The following is a 17,217-nucleotide window of genomic DNA, read 5'->3' as shown; positions in this document are numbered from 1 at the left end:
TCGGTATCCCGCGGTGCGGGAGTCTGTGGGGCCTATTCGGCCGTGGCGGTCTCGGACTCGGCGGCCGGGGCTGTCTCGGCCGCGGTGTCGGAGCTGTCCGAGTCGGCGTCGCCCTGAGGGCCACTGCCGTTGCGGGCGGAACGCGCTGCCTCCTTGTTGGCGGCACGCTGCGCGTTCTGCTCGGTCTTCACCTCGGACTTGTTCTTGTGCGGGGCGACCACCATCACCATGTTGCGACCGTCGATCGTCGGGTTCGACTCGACCGTGCCGAACTCGGCGACGTCTTCCGCGAACTTGCGGAGGAGACGGACACCCTGCTCCGGGCGCGACTGCTCGCGGCCACGGAACAGGATCATCGCCTTGACCTTGTCGCCCGCCTGGAGGAAGCCCTCGGCGCGCTTGAGCTTGGTGATGTAGTCGTGGGCCTCGATCTTCAGACGGAACCGGACCTCCTTGAGGACGGTGTTCGCCTGATTGCGACGCGCTTCCTTGGCCTTCTGCGCAGCCTCGTACTTGAACTTGCCGTAGTCCATGATCTTGACCACGGGGGGCTTCGAGTTCGGGGCCACCTCGACGAGATCGAGGTCGGCCTCCTGGGCCAGGCGCAGTGCCACCTCGATGCGGACGACGCCGACCTGCTCACCCGCGGGTCCGACGAGGCGGACCTCGGGGACGCGGATGCGGTCGTTGGTGCGGGGATCGCTGATGCGGAACTCCTTGGGTTTATGGGCTGGACCACCGCGACACATGTTCATGTCGCGGGCGGAGGAAGATCCATTCCACCCGTCAGACGCTTCGAGCGCCGACTTCCTGCACCCTCTCCGGTGACGGAGCTCCCGCGCGGTTGCCCTGGCGGCTACCCCTCCCGTTTCTGCGTGGCCGCAGGACGGTCGGGGCGGAGTGCATGACCCGGTAGCCTGGAACGGCAAGCGCGGGTGGGATGTGATCCACTTTCCGATCCGGTACAGAACGTACCGGAGACCGCAGCAGTCTATCAGAGAGTACGGCGTGGACACGATTCGAGACCAGGACGGCGAAACGACGAGCACGACGGCGGTGGATGCCGAGCGTCAAGCCCGCTGGGAGGAGCAGGAGCGCGCGGCCGCATCGGCCTCGCGCGACATCGCCGAGGTGCCGGCCGTCGAGGTCATCACGACCGCCGCCGTGCACCTGCTGAGCGCCGCCGCCGTCAAGGTCGGGCTCGCCGACGATCCCGCGACGCAGACCGACCTGGACGAGGCCCGCAAGCTCATCAACGCCCTGGCCGGCCTCATCACGGCAGGCGCCCCCGAGATCAGCGACATGCACGCCCGCTCGCTGCGCGATGGCCTGCGCTCGGTGCAGCTCGCCTTCCGCGAGGCATCCGTGATCCCCGACCCGATCGGCAAGGGTCCGGGCGAGAAGTGGACCGGCCCGGTCACCTGACCACACCCGCGATCGTGTCCCGCTTTCCAGCCTTCATGTCCCGGATTCGGCCGCGACCGGGTGTCCAAATGGCGGATTTCGGGACACGGACCACATGATCAGCGCCCGCTAGCTGTACCCGGAGGACGGGCGATGCCGGCTCGCCCGCCGATGCCCAGCGCGACCACCCCGCGCGCCCCAGCGTCGACCGTCCGACGCAGCCTCGGCGTCGGTGCCGTCGCAGGGAGGGCGGCGAAGCGTGCCGTGAGATACGTCGCGTCTCAGGCGCGGACGAGCTTCACGGTGAGCGAGTCCACGAGCACCGCGATGCGGTCGTCGGCAGCCCAACGCGCGGCGAGCCGCGCGAGCACCGCATCGAGCTCGGCCTTCTCGAGGCCGTCCATGAGGTGCAGGCGCACCACGAGCTCGGGCCCGCGGAGGCGGGCGTCGGGGTCGCCGGGCTCCACGGCGAGGTCGATGACCGCGAGCTCTCCCCCGATGCTCTCGTGCAAGCCGGTGAACACCTCCGGCGAGAGGAAGCTCGGCTCCCAGGGCTGTCCTCGGCCGATCGCCCAGACCGCCGGACGACGGATGACGAACTCGGTGTCCGATCCCGGGTCGAGCACGATCAGGTCGGTGTCGTCGGCGGCGGCCGACAGCGCGGTGCGGACGCCGTCGGCGGGAACCGGCCGCGCCGCGGCATCCCATCGTCCCATCGCATCGACCGACGAGAAGACCGGCAGCACGCGACGCCCGTCGGGCGCGGCGACGGTGACGATCGACAGCTCCTGCGTCTTGTCGACCTCGAGGCCATGTGCGCCGATGCCGTGCTCGCCCTTCTCGGCGACGAGCGGGATCAGCAGCCGCGCGGAGCGGTAGGCGTCGATCACCTCGCGCTGGCTGCCCGAGCCTGCGCGGAACGCCATGAGCGCGGTGAGGAGTGCGGGATCGGCCGAGCCGTCGTCCGAGGCGTGCGGGTTGGCCTGGAAGCTGCGTCCCTCCCAGGGCACGCCCGCGGAGTCGCCGCCGTGTCCATGACCGTGACCCTGCCCCTGACCGTGGCCGGCGGCGTGAGGGTCAGTATCCGGCGACATCCAGCGCCTCGGCGAGCGTGAACGCGCCGGCGTACAGCGCCTTGCCCACGATCGCACCTTCGACACCGAGGGGCACGAGGTCCCGGAGCGCGGCGATGTCGTCGAGACTCGACACACCGCCGGACGCCACGATCGGCTTCGGCGTGCGCGAGGTCAGCTCCCGCAGCAGATCGAGGTTCGGACCCTGGAGGGTGCCGTCCTTGGTGACGTCGGTGACCACGTAACGGCTGCAGCCCGCCGACTCCAGCCGGTCGAGGACCGTCCACAGGTCGCCGCCCTCACGGGTCCACCCGCGGGCGGCCAGCGTGGTGCCCCGCACGTCGAGGCCCACGGCGATCGCGTCGCCGTAACGGCCGATGACGTCGGCGGCCCATTCGGGGTTCTCGAGCGCCGCGGTGCCGAGGTTGATGCGGGAGGCACCGCTCTCGAGCGCCGCCTCGAGGGTGCGGTCGTCGCGGATTCCGCCCGACAGCTCGACCTGCACGCCCTTGGCCTGCTTGATGACCTTGCGGAGCACCCCGGCGTTGCTGCCGCGGCCGAAGGCGGCGTCCAGGTCGACGAGGTGGATCCACTCGGCGCCCTGCCGCGCGAAGTCCAGCGCAGCGTCGACGGGATCGCCGTAGCTCGTCTCGGTGCCCGCCTCGCCCTGCGTCAGGCGGACGGCCTTGCCGTCGGCGACGTCGACGGCGGGCAGGAGGACGAGTTTGGGTGTGGACGCGAAATCGTTCATGGCTCCTGGCTCAGGCATCGAAAGCTGTGGGTGGCGGATCCGGGAAGCACGCGCTCCCGCAGATGGCACGGTCTCAGAGGGTAGCCCTGCGAAGCCCGTCGATCCAATTCGTCAGCAGGCGGATGCCGGCATCTCCCGATTTCTCGGGATGGAACTGGGTGGCGGACAGCGGTCCGTTCTCGACGGCGGCGAGGAACGGCGTGCCGTAATCGCACCATGTCAGGACCGGCTCGGGGAACGGCGGCTGCACGTCGAGCAGCCACTTCTGCGCGGCGAAGGAGTGGACGAAGTAGAACCGCTCGTGCTCGATGCCGCGGAAGAGGCGACTGCCCTCACCCGGCTCGACGGTGTTCCACCCCATGTGGGGCAGAACGGGAGCGTCGAGCTCGGTCACGACCCCCGGCCATTCGCCGAGCCCCTCGGTGTCGACGCCGCGCTCCACGCCGCGCTCGAAGAAGATCTGCATGCCGACGCAGACGCCCAGCACCGGACGTCCGCCGGCGAGACGGCGTTCGATGAGCTCGTCGCCGCGGCTGGCCCGCAGCGCCTCGGCGACGGCGCGGAACGCGCCCACACCGGGCACGAAGAGCCCGTCGGCGTCGCCGACGAGGCCGCGGTCGGCGGTCAGCCGCGCGTCGGCGCCGGCGGCGATGAGCGCCTTCACGGCCGAGTGCACGTTCCCGGAACCGTAATCGAGGACCGCGACGACCGGCCGGTCGCCTTCCATGGGCACGCCTTCGCTCACAGGGCGCCCTTCGTGCTGGGAATGCCCTCGACCAGCGGGTCGAGCGCCTTCGCCTGACGGAAGGCCCGCGCGAAGGCCTTGTACTCGGCCTCCGCGATGTGGTGGGGGTCGCGCCCCGAGAGCACGCGCACGTGCACCGTGAGGGCGGCGTTGTACGCGATCGCCTCGAACGTGTGCCGCACCAGCGAACCCGTGAAGTGACCGCCGATGAGGTGGTGCTCGAAGCCCGCGGGCTCGCCCTCATGGACGAGGTAGGGGCGGCCGCTGATGTCGACGACGGACTGGGCCAGCGCCTCGTCGAGCGGAACCAGCGCGTCGCCGTAGCGCGCGATGCCAGACTTGTCGCCGAGCGCCTGGCGGATCGCCTGGCCGAGCACGATCGAGATGTCTTCGACCGTGTGGTGGGCGTCGATGTCGGTGTCGCCCGATGCGCGCACCGTCAGATCGGTCAGCGAGTGCTTCGCGAACGCCGTCAGCAGGTGGTCGAAGAACGGCACGGTCGTGTCGATCCGGCTGCGGCCGGTGCCGTCCAGATCGAGTTCGAGCTCGACGGTCGACTCGCTCGTCGCCCGTCGCAGCTCGGCGGTGCGTGGTGCGGCGCTCATGCCGCCGATCCTACCGAGGCCAGCGCGTCGAGGAAGGCCGTGGTCTCATCGGCCGTCCCCGCCGTCACCCGCAGATGCGCGGGGATGCCGACGTCGCGGATGAGCACGCCCTGGTCGTAGAGCGCCTGCCAGACGGCAGCGGGATCGGTCACTCCCCCGAACAGGACGAAGTTCGTCCACGTCTCGTGCGGCGTGTAGCCCAGCGCCTCGACCGTCGCCGAGATGCGGTCGCGCTGCGCGACGATCTCGTCGACCATGCCGAGCATGATGGGCGCGTGGCGCAGCGCGGCCGTCGCGGCGGCCTGTGTGAGCGCACTCAGGTGGTAGGGCAGGCGCACCAGCCGGAGTGCGTCGATGAGCGCGGGGTCGGCGGCCATGTATCCGACGCGCGCGCCAGCGAAGGCGAAGGCCTTGCTCATCGTGCGCGAGACCACGAGCCGCTCACGGCCCGGCAGCAGGGTCAGCGCCGACCGCTCGTCGTGCGGGGCGAACTCGAAATAGGCCTCGTCCACGATCACGATCCCGTCGGTCGCCTCATAGGCGGCCTCGACGACGTCGAGCCCGAGCGGGGTGCCGGTGGGGTTGTTGGGCGAACACAGGAACACGACGTCGGGCGCGGCATCCGCGATCTGGGATGCCGCATCGTCCGCCGTGATCCAATACTCCGCCGATCGGGTGCCCGAGATCCACTCGGCGCCCGTGCCACGGGTGAGCAGCGGGTACATCGAGTACGTGGGTGCAAACCCGAATGCCGTCCGACCCGGTCCCGCGAAGGCCTGCAGGATGTGCTGCAGAACCTCGTTCGAGCCGTTGGCGGCCCAGATCTCGTCGCGCGTCAGACCGTGACCCAGATAGTCGGCGAAGCCCTCGCGCAGTGCGGTGAACTCGCGGTCGGGGTAGCGGTTCACGTCGCTCAGCGCCCGGGCGATCGAGTCGAGGATGTCGTCCGCGACCTCCGCCGGAACCGGATGCGTGTTCTCGTTCACGTTCAGGGCTACCGGCAACGGCGCCTGCGGGGCACCGTACGGCTTCTGACCGCGGAGATCGGTGCGCAAGGGGAGGTCTTCGAGACGTGCACTCACCTCTCCCATGCTAGGCCCGTGGCCGGCTGTGCCGGCGCCGCGTGACGTCAGGAGATCGGGAGATCGGGCTGGCTCGCGAACCGCGCGGGGCGGCCCCCGCGAGCGTCGTGTGAGCGGCCGCCAGTGCCGGCTCGACCGAACGCGACCGCCTCAGCGGCCGTCGCCGTACGCCGCAGGGATCGCGATGCTCTGGCCGGCCTGAACCACCACGGTGTCGAGAGCGTTCAGCCGCACGATCTCATCGACCACATCGCGCGGATCGTGCTCGGGCGCGACCTCTTCGGCGATGCTCCACAGCGAGTCGCCGGCAGCCACCGTCATCGTGCTGAAGGAGCCCGCCGGGGCGCCCGCGTCACGGGAGGCGAGTGCCGCTCCCCCGCCGATCACGGCAGCGCTCAGCGCGATCACGGCCGGCAGCGCCGCGAGGACGGCCAGCACCCGACGCCCGCGCAGGGTGAGGCGGAGCCGTGTGGACCGCCCGGACGAGGCCTGCGCAGCCGCGCCGGCGGCGAACTGTCGTGCCGAGCTGTTCACGCGCTGCGCCGCGACACGCGCGGCGCGGGACGGCGACGGGACGGAGGTCGTGAAGTCGATCGCGGTCATGCTGGGCTCCTCGTGATGGGGAGAGATTCGCATTCACCACTCAGCCGGGAGCGGCGAATGCGAATCTCTCTTCCGAAGCTATCTTCGAGTCTGTACGATGTCAATACCGGTTCAGGACGGCGATCTCTCGAACGCGACACGCGGCTGAGATGTTCCCCAGAAGCCCGCTATCCGGATACGGTTTCGATACGAGAACCCCACCACGGGCCTCCGACATTCGAAGAAACAGCGCTCCTCGCCGGGCGCAGGACGGAGCCGGAAGATGAGCGACGCGGCCGGGCGCGAGAAGCCCCAGACTCGTCGGCGCAAGAGCCTGAGCGACAAGCAGCTGGCGATCCTCGAGGTGATCCAGCGCTCCATCGCGCGCCACGGCTACCCGCCCAGCATGCGGGAGATCGGCGACGCCGTCGGCCTGAAGTCGCTCTCCAGCGTCACGCACCAGCTCAACCAGCTGGAACTGAGCGGCTATCTGCGGCGCGATGCGGGCAAGACGCGCGCGATGGAAGTGCTGATCGACCTGCCCGGCACGGCGACCGAGAGCCCGGCGGACGCCTCGCCCTCCGTGGGCGATGCGGCCCTCGTCCCTCTCGTCGGGCGCATCGCCGCCGGCGTTCCGATCACGGCCGAGCAGCAGGTCGAGGAGATCTTCCCGCTCCCCCGGCAGCTCGTGGGCAAGGGCGACCTCTTCATGCTGAAGGTCTCGGGCGAGTCGATGATCGACGCCGCGATCTGCGACGGCGATTGGGTCGTCGTCCGCTCGCAGGCGACGGCCGACAACGGTGAGATCGTGGCCGCGATGCTGGACGGCGAGGCCACCGTCAAGACGTTCCGCCAGCGCGACGGCCACACCTGGCTGCTCCCGCGCAACTCCGCGTTCGAGCCGATCCTCGGCGATGAGGCCACGGTGCTCGGCAAGGTCGTGGCGGTGCTGCGCGCCGTCTGAACGGCGTCGGACGAATTCATTCGGAATGGGTGATGCCGGACGTGGCATCTACGACACAATGAGTGCATCCGGCTAGAGGAGGCCTCATGAGCGAGCCAGTCACCGTCGACCTGCAGGCCGAACTCGCCGCGTTGCGGGCCGAGAACGAAGCACTCCGGCGGGGCGTGGTCGCTCCGGACGAGGTCGCACCCCCCTCACGCACTCGCAGTGGATGGTGGCGTTCGCTGCTCTCGGCCCTGTGCATCACCATCGCGGCCATCCTCGTCCCGGTGTCGATCGTCGGCGCGTGGGCCCGTGTACAGCTGACCGACGAGGACGCCTTCGTCGCCACGCTGGCACCGTTGGTGGACGATCCCGCGGTGCAGTCGATGATCATCGACGAGTCCATGGAGGCGGTCAACGCCCAGGTCGACTTCGACCAGATCACTGCGGACGTCTTCGACGGCATCGCCGGCCTCGGACTGCCGCCCCGCGCCGCCGACGCCCTCCAGCTCCTGGAGGCGCCGGCTGCCAACGGCCTCGAGAGCCTCGTGACGACGACGGTCACGCGAGTGGTCGAGTCCGATGCCTTCGCTGAAGTGTGGGCCACCGCGACGCGCGCCGCCCATCGCGCCCTGGTGGGCGTGTCCACTTCCGACGGCGGCGGACTCATCGTCCGCACCGACGAGGGCGTGGGGATCCAGTTGGGCGCGGTCGTCGAGCGTGTGAAGCAGAACCTCATCGATCGGGGCCTGGGTGCCGCTGAGCTGATCCCCGCCGTCGATCGCGTCATCATCCTCGGCGAAGGCGACAACCTCGCGACGATCCGCACCGGTTACGCCGCCGCGAACACGCTCGGACTCTGGCTGCCGATCATCGCGATCGCGCTGTTCGGCTTCGGCATCCTGATCGCCCGCCGCCGCAGCGCCGCCGTCCTCGGGACGGGCATCGGATTCGCCCTCGGCGGCGTGGCCCTGGCCATCATGCTCGCGATCGGCGATTCCGCCATGGGCGTCACGGCGGGGGTGCTCGGCCTCTCACCCGATGCGCTGAACGTCATCTACGAGCAGCTGGTCGGCAACATGCAGCAGACCGCGCTCGTCGCCGCGTTCCTCGGTGTCTTCATCGCGATTCTGGGCTGGGTGACCGGCAGGTCGGCTCCGGCACGCGGCTTGCGCAGCGCCATCGACAGCATGAATGCGTCGGGGCGGCGCGAACTGGCCGCGCGAGGACTCGACACCGATTCGTTCGGGCTGTGGCTCGGCCGGCAGCGCGTCCTGGTGCGGACCCTCATCGCCGTGCTCGCGGTGATCTGGCTCTTCTTGTTGCGGCCGCTGTCGGTCGGCGACATCGTGCTCGTGGCCGTCGTCGCATTCGGCGTCGCCTGGGTCCTCGAACTGCTGCAGCGCCGCCCCGAGGAGGCGGCCGCAGTCGGCGACGCGGACCTGCTCTACAGCGGCGTACCCATCGGGGACGACGACGCGAATCCCACGGTGGAGATCCTGCTCGCCGACGAGTCCCCGACGACCGACCCCGACGCCGACACCCTCGTGATCGATCCGGATGCCGCGACCGATGCGGCCGCGGCACCCGGATCGAAGAAGGGCTCCTAGGCCGGAACGGCCGCGCGCACCGCCTGCGTCGCCGCCACGAGGTTCTTGAGCGACGCGACGGTCTCGTCGTACCCGCGCGTCTTCAGCCCGCAGTCCGGGTTGACCCAGACGCGGCGCAGCGGCAGCTCAGCGACCGTGCGGTCGAGGAGCTCGGCGATCTCATCCACCGACGGCACACGCGGCGAGTGGATGTCGTAGACACCGGGTCCGATGCCGGCGGCGAAGCCGGACGTGGCGATGTCTCCGATCACCTCGCCGCGGCTGCGCGCGGCCTCGATCGAGGTCACGTCGGCGTCCAGCGCCGCGATCGCGTCGATCACGGCGTCGAACTCCGAGTAGCAGAGGTGGGTGTGCACCTGCGTAGCCGGGGCCGCGCCGGCGGTCGCGAGGCGGAACGAGCCGACCGACCACTCCAGGTAGGCGGGCTGGTCGGCGCGCTTGAGCGGCAGGAGTTCGCGCAGCGCCGGTTCGTCGACCTGGATGACGCGGATGCCGGCCCCCTCGAGGTCGGCGATCTCGTCGCGGAGGGCGAGGGCGACCTGGTTCGCGGTCTCCCCCAGCGGCTGGTCGTCGCGGACGAACGACCACGCCAGGATCGTCACCGGGCCGGTCAGCATGCCCTTCATCGGCTTGTCGGTGAGGGACTGCGCGAACGCCGACCACGCGACGGTGATCGCCGCGGGGCGTGCGACATCGCCCCAGAGGATCGACGGGCGGGTGGCCCGCGAGCCGTACGACTGCACCCAGCCGTTCTCGGTGACGGCGAAGCCTTCGAGGTTCTCGGCGAAGTACTGCACCATGTCGTTGCGCTCGGCCTCGCCGTGCACCAGGACGTCGAGGCCGATGTCCTCCTGCAGCGTCACCACCTGCGCGATCTCGTCGCGCAGGAAGCTCTCGTACTCGTCGGCGCTGAGCTCGCCGCGGCCGTGCCGCGCACGCGCGCGGCGGATGTCGCCGGTCTGCGGGAACGATCCGATCGTGGTCGTCGGCAGAACGGGGAGGGCGAGCTCGGCCTCTTGCGCGGCGACTCGATCGTCGTAGCTCCCGCGGGCGAAGTCGTCCGCGGCGAGCACCGACGCCCGCTCCCGCACCGCACCGTCGCGTACGCCCGGCGCATTGCGACGGTCGGCGAGGGCGGCGGATGCCTCGGCCAGAGCCTCCGCGATGGCGAGGCGGCCGTCGACCAGGCCTCGCGCGAGCGTCACCACCTGCCCGACCTTCTGGTCGGCGAACGCCAGCCACGTCGCGAGGCGCGGATCGAGCGTCGTCTCGTCCTCGACGTCGTGCGGCACATGCTGCAGCGAGGTGGAGGTGCCCACGCTGATCTCCGACGCTCCGAGTGCGTGCAGCGCCTGCAGCCGCTCCCACGCGCCGTCGAGATCGCCTCGCCACACGTTGCGTCCGTCGACGACCCCGCCCACGAGCGTCTTGCGGTCCAGGCCGGGCACAGCCTCGGGCACCGCACCGCGGGTCAGATCGATGGCGACCGCCTCGATGGGAGCGGCCGCGAGCGCGGGCCACGCCTCGGTCGACAGCTGCGCGTAGCCGGCCGCGACGAGGATCGCGGGCCGGTCGCCACGCACACCCAGCGCCGCATATGCGCGGGCCGCGGCATCCGCCAGTGCGGCCGCGTCGGCCGGCAGACTCTCGCTGACGAGCGCAGGCTCGTCCAGCTGCACCCACTCAGCGCCCGAGGCCCGCAGACTCGCCAGCAGCTCCGCGTACACCGGCAGCAGGTCGTCGAGCCGGCTGAGTGGGTCGAAGCCCTGGGGCGCGGCATCCGTCGCCTTCGCGAGCGCGAGGAGCGTCACCGGGCCCACGATCACCGGGCGAACGGTGAATCCGTCAGCCTTCGCCTCTGCCACCTGGCGCGCGAAGCGGTCGCTCGAGAGGGTGAAGACCGTCTCGGGGCCGACCTCGGGCACGAGGTAGTGGTAGTTCGTGTCGAACCACTTGGTCATCTCGAGGGGGGCGTCCTCGCCCGCACCGCGCGCGGCCGTGAAGTACGCGTCGAGGCCGATGCCGCCGTCGGCATCGCGGAGCGCGGCGAACCGGTAGGGCAGCGCGCCGACCGTGACGGCCGCGTCGTGCACCTGGTCGTAGAACGAGAATGACTCCGGGATCGACGAGTCGTCGCGGCCGAGGCCGAGTTCGGCGAGGCGCTCGCGCGTCGCGCGGCGCAGTCCGGCCGCCGTCTGCTCGAGGGTCTCGGCGTCGGTCTCTCCGGACCAGTACGCCTCGACCGCGCGCTTCAGCTCGCGGCGGCGCCCGATCCGGGGATAGCCCAGGATCGTGCCGTGGGGGAAGGTGCTACGGGGTTCGGTCATCGTGCTCTCTCTTTCGCTTCGTTCATCTCGGAGTGGGGTTTTCGGGGTCGCCGAAGAGACCATCGGGGCATCCGACGGATTGCGGCGTCCGGGTCAGTGGACGGCGTCGGGCATTCGCGTCGCCGAGGCGAGCACGCCGGCTTCACGCAGCACGTCGAGGACCGTGTCGTGGTTGTTGAACGCGTACAGGTGGATGCCGGGGGCACCGCCGTCGACGACCTCGCGGGCGAGACGAGCGGCATGGGCGATGCCGATGTCGCGCTGCCCCTCGACCGTGGGCTCGACGTCGAGCGCGATCGCGAGGTCGGCCGGAAGCGCCTCGCCGCTGAGCTCGAGCACGCGCCGCAGCCGGGTGCTCGAGGTGATCGGCATGATGCCGGGCAGGATCGGGATGCTGACGCCGGCGTCGCGCGAACGCGCCACGAACGCGAGGTAGTCGTCGGCGTGGAAGAACAGCTGAGTGATCGCGAGGGTGGCGCCCGCCGCCTGCTTCGCGAGGAGCGCGTCGATGTCCTCGAACGCGTGCCGGGAGCGGGGGTGACCGTTGGGGAACGCGGCGACCGCGATGTCGACCCGGGGCCGCTTCTCGACCCGCACCGCACCGGGCACGCCCGAGATGGGCGCCTCGGTGTACGGCTCGCGCTCCGCCTGCACCCGGTCGATCAGCTGCACGAGCTCGCCGGCGCTGCGGAGGTCGCCCAGGAACACGTCGTCCTCGGATGCCCCCGCCGGCGGGTCGCCGCGCAGGGCGAGGAAGCTCGTGATGCCGGCATCCAGGAACTCCCGGATCAGCGTGTTGGCGCCCGCGTAGGTGTTTCCCACGCACGTCAGGTGGGCGAGCGGCTCGACGTGGGTCTCGCGGAGGATGTGGGTCAGGAGCTCCAGGGACCGACCGCCGGTGGATCCGCCCGCGCCGTACGTGACGGAGATGAACCTGGGGTCCACCGACGCCAGATGGCGGATGGTCTCATGCAGCGCGGCGACACCGGCCTCGGATCGGGGCGGGTACACCTCGAACGAGATCGGCACGGGAGGAGTGCTCAGGTCGATGGACATGGGCCTGCTTCTCAGGATCGGAATCGGGCTCAGCCGAACGGGAGGACCCGGGCGGCCGCGGCACCTCGCCTCCGCCGCGCTGTTCAGGACATGCGAGGCAGAAGGGGTGTCATCGCGGGCGGGTGCCGGGCTCGGCTGTCGCTCCTGCCCGGCAACCCCGAGGTTCGGGGGGCGTCCTCGCGGACGACCGGGCGTCGATGCGTCCACGGTAGCGGAGCAAGTCCGTGCGGAACCGCCTGTGACGTACTGTTTCGATCGCATCGCGCACACGTTGGTCGTAGCGTGGGGGGCGTGACGACCCGCGATGTTCTTCCCTATGGCAGCTGGCCATCCCCCATCTCCGCCGCGCAGGTGTCGGCTGGGTCGTCGCGCATCGAAGGCGCCCGCTTCGTCGGCGCCGGTGAGGTGCTGGCCGGGGAGACCGGCGGCGCGGCGGCCCGGGTGCGGCGGGGCGACGTGTGGAGCGGCGACGTGTGGTGGGGCGAGTCGGTGCCCGAGGAGGGCGGCCGTTCCGCCGTGCGCCGGCGGGAGGCATCCGGAGCCGTCGTGGATGTCCTTCCCGCCCCGTGGAGTGCGCGATCGCGGGTGCACGAGTACGGTGGCGGATCCTGGACCGCCGACGACGATGGTGTGCTGCTCTTCGTGGAGAAGGCCGACCAGCGCATCTGGAGTCTCGCCCCGGGTGAGGAGCCGCGCCCGCTCACGCCCGACGCCGGCGATGTCCGCTACGGCGGGCTGACGCTGCAGCACGGCCGCCTGCTGGCCGTGCGCGAAGACCACACGGCGGGAGGCGCGCCGGTGCGCGACATCGTCGACGTTCCGCTCGACGGCTCGGCAGCAGAGCATCCCTCACGACTGACCTCGCTGGCCGGCGGCAGCGACTTCGTCGCCCATCCCGCGCTCTCGCCCGACGGCACCCGCTTGGCGTGGATCGCCTGGGATCATCCGCACATGGCATGGGACCGCGCCGAGCTTCGGATCGGCCGGCTCGAGGACGGCGAGGTCGTGGAATGGACCACCGTGGCCGGCGGCGAGTCGTCCGACGGCGATTTCCATTCCCCGTTGCAGCCGGTGTGGGTCGGCGACGACGACCTGCTCTACGCCGACGACCCGACCGGGAGATGGAACCTCTGGCACCTGCGCCTCACGGCCGATCTGCACCACGAGCCGTTCGCCCCCGCCGACGCCGACACCGGCGGCCCGCTGTGGGTGCTCGGCACCCGCTGGTTCGTCGCGCTGCACGACGGGCGTGTCGTCGCCGCCCGCACAAATGGCGCCGACCACCTCGTGGTGATCGCACCCAGCGGGTCCACGCGCATCCTGCCGCTCGACGCCGTCACGCGGCTCTCGATCGAGGACGCCCGCGGACAGCGCGTGCTGGTCTCCGGCGCGGGCTCCGGCGGCGCCGGACTGTGGGAGCTGGACGTCGACGACCCGGCCGCGACGCGGCTGATAGCCGGCGGCAGCTCACCCTGGGGCGCGGGCTGGATGCCGCAGGCCCGCGCGGTCACCATGCCCGGGCCGCACGGCCCGGTGCACGCCTTCGACTACCCGCCCACGAACCCCGACGTGGTGGGACCTGAGGACGAGCTGCCCCCCTACGTCGTGTTCGTCCATGGCGGGCCGACCGACCATGTCGGCGGCGCGGCATCCGGAAAGATCGCCTATCTGACGAGTCGTGGCATCGGCGTGCTCGACGTCAACTACGGCGGCTCGAGCGGGTACGGCCGCGCCTACCGCGAGCGTCTGCGCGGGCAGTGGGGCGTCGTGGACGTCGACGACGTCGTGGCCGCGGCGCAGGGGCTCGCCGCATCAGGTGCGGCCGACGCCCGTCGGCTCGCGATCGCCGGCGGCTCGGCCGGTGGCTGGACGGTGCTGTGCGCACTCGCGAACTCCGACGTCTTCGCCGCGGGCATCAGTCGCTACGGCGTCGCGGATCTCCGGCGCCTCGCCGCAGACACCCACGACTTCGAGTCCCGCTACCTCGACGGCATGGTGGGGCCGCTCCCGTCCGCCGAGGCGCTGTACGTCGAGCGGTCGCCGCTGACGCACCTCGACCGGATGCGGACGCCGCTGCTGATCGAGCAGGGCCTCGAGGACCTGGTCGTGCCGCCCTCGCAGTCGGAGGCGGTGCGCGACGCCCTCGCGAAGAACGGCGTCGCCCACGCATATCTGGCCTTCGAGGGCGAAGGACACGGGTTCCGCGGCGCCGACACCCTCGTGCGCACGATGGAGGCCGAGCTCGCGTTCCTCGGCCAAGTGCTCGGCTTCGAGACGCCGGGGGTGCCGCCGCTCGAGCTGGAGTGAGACGCCCGCCGCGCTCCGGCGTGTCGTCGCCGGGCGCTGTCGGAGCCTCGCTCGCTCGTCGATCGGACTCCGAGTCCGGTCGACGAGCGAGCGAGGAACGCGCAAGACGGAACGCCCTCGCCCTCGCGTCCCGGTCGTTGAGCGAGCGAGGAACGAGCGAGACGGAACGCCCTCGCCCTCGCGTCCCGGTCGTTGAGCGAGCGAGGAACGAGCGAGACGAAACGCCCTCGCCCTCGCGTCCCGGTCGTTGAGCGAGCGAGGAACGAGCGAGACGAAACGCCCTGCACCGACGGGGAACGCGGGCTCTAGACCTCGAAAGGCGCGAGGCGCGCGGCGAGATGCTGCCCCACGCGGGCGTGCACCGCCGTGCCGCCCTCCTCGTGCTCCTGCGAGAGGATCATGCCCTGCTCGTGGATGGCCGACACGAGATCGCCCCGGTCGTACGGCACGAGAGCGCGCACTTCCACCGCCGGCAGCGGCAGCGCCTCCTCGATCGCGGTCCTCAGCTCGTCGATGCCCTCGCCGGTGCGCGACGACGCGAAGATCGCCTTCGGCTCGAGACCGCGCAGCAGCAGACGAGTGTCGTCGTCGACGAGATCGGCCTTGTTGAACACGATCAGCTCGGGGACGTCGCGCGCTCCGACGTCGCCGATCACATCGCGAACCGTCGCGAGCTGGGCGGCGGGATCCGGGTGCGACCCGTCGACGACGTGGACGATGACGTCGGCGTCGCCGACCTCCTCGAGCGTCGAGCGGAATGCCTCGACCAGCTGGTGAGGGAGATTTCGCACGAACCCGACGGTGTCGGTGAGCGTGTAGACGCGGCCGTCGCTCGTCTCGCTCCGCCGGACGGTGGCATCCAGCGTCGCGAACAGCGCGTTCTCCACCAGCACGCCGGCGCTCGTCAGCCGGTTCAGCAGCGACGACTTGCCGGCGTTCGTGTACCCGGCGATCGCGACCGACGGGATGGTGTTCCGCTTGCGCTCGGCGCGCTTGGCGTCGCGAGCGGGGGTGAACTCGCGGATCTGCCGCCGCAGCATCGCCATCCGCGTGCGGATGCGGCGACGGTCGAGCTCGATCTTCGTCTCACCGGGTCCGCGCGAGCCCATGCCCGCACCGCCCGCACCCACCTGGCCACCGGCCTGGCGGCTCATCGAGTCACCCCAGCCGCGCAGGCGCGGGAGCAGGTACTCGAGCTGGGCGAGTTCGACCTGCGCCTTGCCCTCCCGGCTCTTGGCGTGCTGGCTGAAGATGTCGAGGATCACCGTGGTGCGATCGATCACCTTGACCTTGACGACGTCCTCGAGCGCGCGTCGCTGGCTGGGCGCGAGCTCGGTGTCGGCGATCACGGTGTCCGCGCCCACCGCGGCGACGATGTCGCGCAGCTCCTCGGCCTTGCCGCGGCCGACGTAGGTCGCGGGGTCCGGGTGCGGACGCCGCTGCAGCACGCCGTCGAGCACGACGGCGCCGGCGGTCTCGGCGAGCGCCGAGAGCTCGCGCAGCGAGTTCTCGGCATCCTCCGTCTCGCCCTGCGCGTGAACGCCGACCAGCACGACGTTCTCGAGTCGCAGCTGCCGGTACTCGACCTCTGTGACGTCTTCGAGCTCGGTGGACAGGCCAGGAACGCGCCGCAGCGCCGCGCGCTCCTCGCGGTCCCACTGCTCGCCGTCGCTGTCTGCGCGCCCGATCGTGGTCTCGTCTTGGAGCGCCTGGGCTGCTCCGAAGACGTGCACCCCCGAGCGCGCTTCGGCGCGCGCCAGCACGCGATCCACCGGGTCGACCGGCGTCTCGTCGGTGCTCTGGGGTGTCGTCGTATCCGTCATGTGTTCCTTTCGGGATGCCGTTTTCCGGCGCTCATCGGCCGGTTCGCGGCATCCGTGAATTCTACGCTCCCCTCCCGGGGAGCACCTCCGCTAGGCTCGTCAGCCATGGGGAGCGACCACTACTTCAGTGCGACGCCCGCCAGCCCCGAGAACCTGCGCCGCATCCGCGTCTCGCTCGCCGGACGCGATCTCGAAGTCACGACCGCCGGAGGCGTCTTCAGCCCCGACCACGTGGACGCGGGAACCGCGGTGCTGCTGTCGAACACTCCCCCGCCACCGGCCGGCGGGAACTTCCTCGACCTCGGCTGCGGGTGGGGACCGATCGCACTCAGCCTGGCACTCGACGCCCCGCACGCGACCGTGTGGGCCGTCGACGTGAACGAGCGAGCGCTGGACCTCGTGCGGCGAAATGCGGCCGACCTCGGGCTCGACAATGTCAACGCCGCGCTGCCCGACGATGTTCCCGACGACATCGTGTTCCGCACGATCCGCTCGAATCCGCCCATCCGCGTCGGCAAGAACGAACTGCACGGCCTGCTCGAGCGGTGGATTCCCCGCCTGGACGAGCAGGCGGACGCCTGGCTCGTCGTGCAGCGCAATCTCGGCTCGGACTCCCTGCAGCGATGGCTCGCATCGACGCTCGATCGCCGCTTCAGCGTCTACCGTGCCGCCACCGCCCGCGGCTTCCGCGTGCTGAAGGTCCGGCGCCACGGCTCGCCCCAGAGCGAGCCCATCTCACTGCCGGAGATCTGAGAGCCGTCAGGCCAGCGTGACTTCGCCGGTGTAGACCAGGGTCGCGGGCCCGGAGAGCAGCACGTGCCGCTCGCCTGCGACCTCCGGCATCCGCACGCCGAGGGTGCCGCCGGGAACGTCCACGACCCAGTGGTCGGGGGCCGCGGGGCCTGC

At 71.0% G+C, this 17,217-nt stretch carries 15 protein-coding genes and 1 pseudogene; 5 read left to right on the top strand and 11 right to left on the bottom strand.

Annotated features, from left to right (window positions below; all coding sequences use genetic code 11):
• Positions 1 to 32 precede the first annotated feature (32 nt).
• Positions 33 to 755 (bottom strand): translation initiation factor IF-3, encoded by a 723-nt coding sequence (gene infC, locus B2K11_RS17970; protein ID WP_239526234.1) that lies wholly within the window; start codon positions 753 to 755, stop codon positions 33 to 35.
• 301 nt (positions 756 to 1,056) lie between these two features.
• Between infC and B2K11_RS17965 the strand changes: the two genes are divergently transcribed.
• Positions 1,057 to 1,425, top strand: a complete 369-nt coding sequence (locus tag B2K11_RS17965) for a DUF1844 domain-containing protein (protein WP_163620451.1) — start codon at positions 1,057 to 1,059, stop codon at positions 1,423 to 1,425.
• A 260-nt stretch (positions 1,426 to 1,685) separates the two neighbouring features.
• On the opposite strand, the gene B2K11_RS17960 is transcribed toward B2K11_RS17965, so the two are convergent.
• The 6 genes from B2K11_RS17960 to B2K11_RS17935 all read right to left on the bottom strand — a co-directional run bounded on the left by B2K11_RS17960 (position 1,686) and on the right by B2K11_RS17935 (position 6,263).
• Positions 1,686 to 2,498 (bottom strand): SseB family protein, encoded by an 813-nt coding sequence (locus B2K11_RS17960; RefSeq protein ID WP_163620409.1) that lies wholly within the window; start codon positions 2,496 to 2,498, stop codon positions 1,686 to 1,688.
• A complete protein-coding gene (gene priA, locus B2K11_RS17955) occupies positions 2,482 to 3,228 on the bottom strand; it encodes a bifunctional 1-(5-phosphoribosyl)-5-((5-phosphoribosylamino)methylideneamino)imidazole-4-carboxamide isomerase/phosphoribosylanthranilate isomerase PriA (RefSeq protein ID WP_163620408.1) in 747 nt (248 codons plus the stop codon). The genes B2K11_RS17960 and priA overlap by 17 nt, the downstream gene beginning before the upstream one ends.
• 73 nt (positions 3,229 to 3,301) lie before the next feature.
• Positions 3,302 to 3,955, bottom strand: a complete 654-nt coding sequence (hisH, locus tag B2K11_RS17950) for an imidazole glycerol phosphate synthase subunit HisH (protein WP_163620406.1) — start codon at positions 3,953 to 3,955, stop codon at positions 3,302 to 3,304.
• A 14-nt stretch (positions 3,956 to 3,969) separates the two neighbouring features.
• Positions 3,970 to 4,578, bottom strand: coding sequence for an imidazoleglycerol-phosphate dehydratase HisB (hisB, locus tag B2K11_RS17945; RefSeq protein WP_163620404.1), 609 nt, complete (start codon positions 4,576 to 4,578; stop codon positions 3,970 to 3,972).
• A complete protein-coding gene (locus B2K11_RS17940; protein ID WP_163620402.1) occupies positions 4,575 to 5,669 on the bottom strand; it encodes a histidinol-phosphate transaminase in 1,095 nt (364 codons plus the stop codon). Before B2K11_RS17940 ends, hisB begins: the two co-directional genes overlap by 4 nt.
• A gap of 141 nt (positions 5,670 to 5,810) precedes the next feature.
• Positions 5,811 to 6,263, bottom strand: a complete 453-nt coding sequence (locus B2K11_RS17935) for a LysM peptidoglycan-binding domain-containing protein (protein ID WP_163620400.1) — start codon at positions 6,261 to 6,263, stop codon at positions 5,811 to 5,813.
• 262 nt (positions 6,264 to 6,525) lie between these two features.
• On the opposite strand from B2K11_RS17935, the gene lexA reads away from it, so the two are divergent.
• Both lexA and B2K11_RS17925 read left to right on the top strand, forming a co-directional pair.
• A complete protein-coding gene (gene lexA, locus B2K11_RS17930; RefSeq protein WP_163620398.1) occupies positions 6,526 to 7,206 on the top strand; it encodes a transcriptional repressor LexA in 681 nt (226 codons plus the stop codon).
• 86 nt (positions 7,207 to 7,292) lie between these two features.
• Entirely contained in the window at positions 7,293 to 8,798 is a 1,506-nt protein-coding gene (locus B2K11_RS17925; RefSeq protein ID WP_163620396.1) for a hypothetical protein, read from the top strand.
• On the opposite strand, the gene metE is transcribed toward B2K11_RS17925, so the two are convergent.
• Together metE and B2K11_RS17915 are read right to left on the bottom strand one after the other, a co-directional pair.
• A complete protein-coding gene (metE, locus tag B2K11_RS17920) occupies positions 8,795 to 11,125 on the bottom strand; it encodes a 5-methyltetrahydropteroyltriglutamate--homocysteine S-methyltransferase (protein ID WP_163620394.1) in 2,331 nt (776 codons plus the stop codon). The genes B2K11_RS17925 and metE overlap by 4 nt on opposite strands.
• A 93-nt stretch (positions 11,126 to 11,218) precedes the next feature.
• Positions 11,219 to 12,181 (bottom strand): methylenetetrahydrofolate reductase, encoded by a 963-nt coding sequence (locus tag B2K11_RS17915; RefSeq protein ID WP_163620392.1) that lies wholly within the window; start codon positions 12,179 to 12,181, stop codon positions 11,219 to 11,221.
• Between the two features lie 291 nt (positions 12,182 to 12,472).
• On the opposite strand from B2K11_RS17915, the gene B2K11_RS17910 reads away from it, so the two are divergent.
• Complete coding sequence (locus B2K11_RS17910; protein WP_163620390.1) at positions 12,473 to 14,488, top strand: prolyl oligopeptidase family serine peptidase; 2,016 nt, start codon at positions 12,473 to 12,475, stop codon at positions 14,486 to 14,488.
• Between the two features lie 305 nt (positions 14,489 to 14,793).
• Here B2K11_RS17910 and hflX read toward each other — a convergent pair whose 3' ends face one another.
• A complete protein-coding gene (gene hflX, locus B2K11_RS17905) occupies positions 14,794 to 16,311 on the bottom strand; it encodes a GTPase HflX (RefSeq protein WP_163620388.1) in 1,518 nt (505 codons plus the stop codon).
• A gap of 105 nt (positions 16,312 to 16,416) precedes the next feature.
• Between hflX and B2K11_RS17900 the strand changes: the two genes are divergently transcribed.
• Positions 16,417 to 17,064, top strand: coding sequence for a methyltransferase (locus B2K11_RS17900; RefSeq protein WP_163620386.1), 648 nt, complete (start codon positions 16,417 to 16,419; stop codon positions 17,062 to 17,064).
• Positions 17,065 to 17,070: 6 nt separating this feature from the next.
• Here the strand turns inward: B2K11_RS17900 and B2K11_RS20705 are convergent.
• Positions 17,071 to 17,217 (bottom strand): annotated as a pseudogene (locus B2K11_RS20705) (diaminopimelate epimerase); the annotation flags it as partial.

Origin of the sequence: Microbacterium sp. B35-30, from assembly GCF_010634855.1 — a bacterium.
Lineage (GTDB): Bacteria > Actinomycetota > Actinomycetes > Actinomycetales > Microbacteriaceae > Microbacterium.
This window is presented reverse-complemented; position numbering and strand designations above follow the sequence as displayed.

Excerpts from the sequence above, each read along its gene's own strand:
- infC (WP_239526234.1), bottom strand. The coding sequence starts at position 755 with ATGAACATGTGTCGCGGTGGTCCAGCCCATAAACCCAAGGAGTTCCGC.
- B2K11_RS17960 (WP_163620409.1), bottom strand. The coding sequence starts at position 2,498 with ATGTCGCCGGATACTGACCCTCACGCCGCCGGCCACGGTCAGGGGCAG.
- priA (WP_163620408.1), bottom strand. The coding sequence starts at position 3,228 with ATGAACGATTTCGCGTCCACACCCAAACTCGTCCTCCTGCCCGCCGTC.
- hisH (WP_163620406.1), bottom strand. The coding sequence starts at position 3,955 with ATGGAAGGCGACCGGCCGGTCGTCGCGGTCCTCGATTACGGTTCCGGG.
- hisB (WP_163620404.1), bottom strand. The coding sequence starts at position 4,578 with ATGAGCGCCGCACCACGCACCGCCGAGCTGCGACGGGCGACGAGCGAG.
- B2K11_RS17940 (WP_163620402.1), bottom strand. The coding sequence starts at position 5,669 with ATGGGAGAGGTGAGTGCACGTCTCGAAGACCTCCCCTTGCGCACCGAT.
- B2K11_RS17935 (WP_163620400.1), bottom strand. The coding sequence starts at position 6,263 with ATGACCGCGATCGACTTCACGACCTCCGTCCCGTCGCCGTCCCGCGCC.
- lexA (WP_163620398.1), top strand. The coding sequence starts at position 6,526 with ATGAGCGACGCGGCCGGGCGCGAGAAGCCCCAGACTCGTCGGCGCAAG.
- B2K11_RS17925 (WP_163620396.1), top strand. The coding sequence starts at position 7,293 with ATGAGCGAGCCAGTCACCGTCGACCTGCAGGCCGAACTCGCCGCGTTG.
- metE (WP_163620394.1), bottom strand. The coding sequence starts at position 11,125 with ATGACCGAACCCCGTAGCACCTTCCCCCACGGCACGATCCTGGGCTAT.
- B2K11_RS17915 (WP_163620392.1), bottom strand. The coding sequence starts at position 12,181 with ATGTCCATCGACCTGAGCACTCCTCCCGTGCCGATCTCGTTCGAGGTG.
- hflX (WP_163620388.1), bottom strand. The coding sequence starts at position 16,311 with ATGACGGATACGACGACACCCCAGAGCACCGACGAGACGCCGGTCGAC.
- B2K11_RS17900 (WP_163620386.1), top strand. The coding sequence starts at position 16,417 with ATGGGGAGCGACCACTACTTCAGTGCGACGCCCGCCAGCCCCGAGAAC.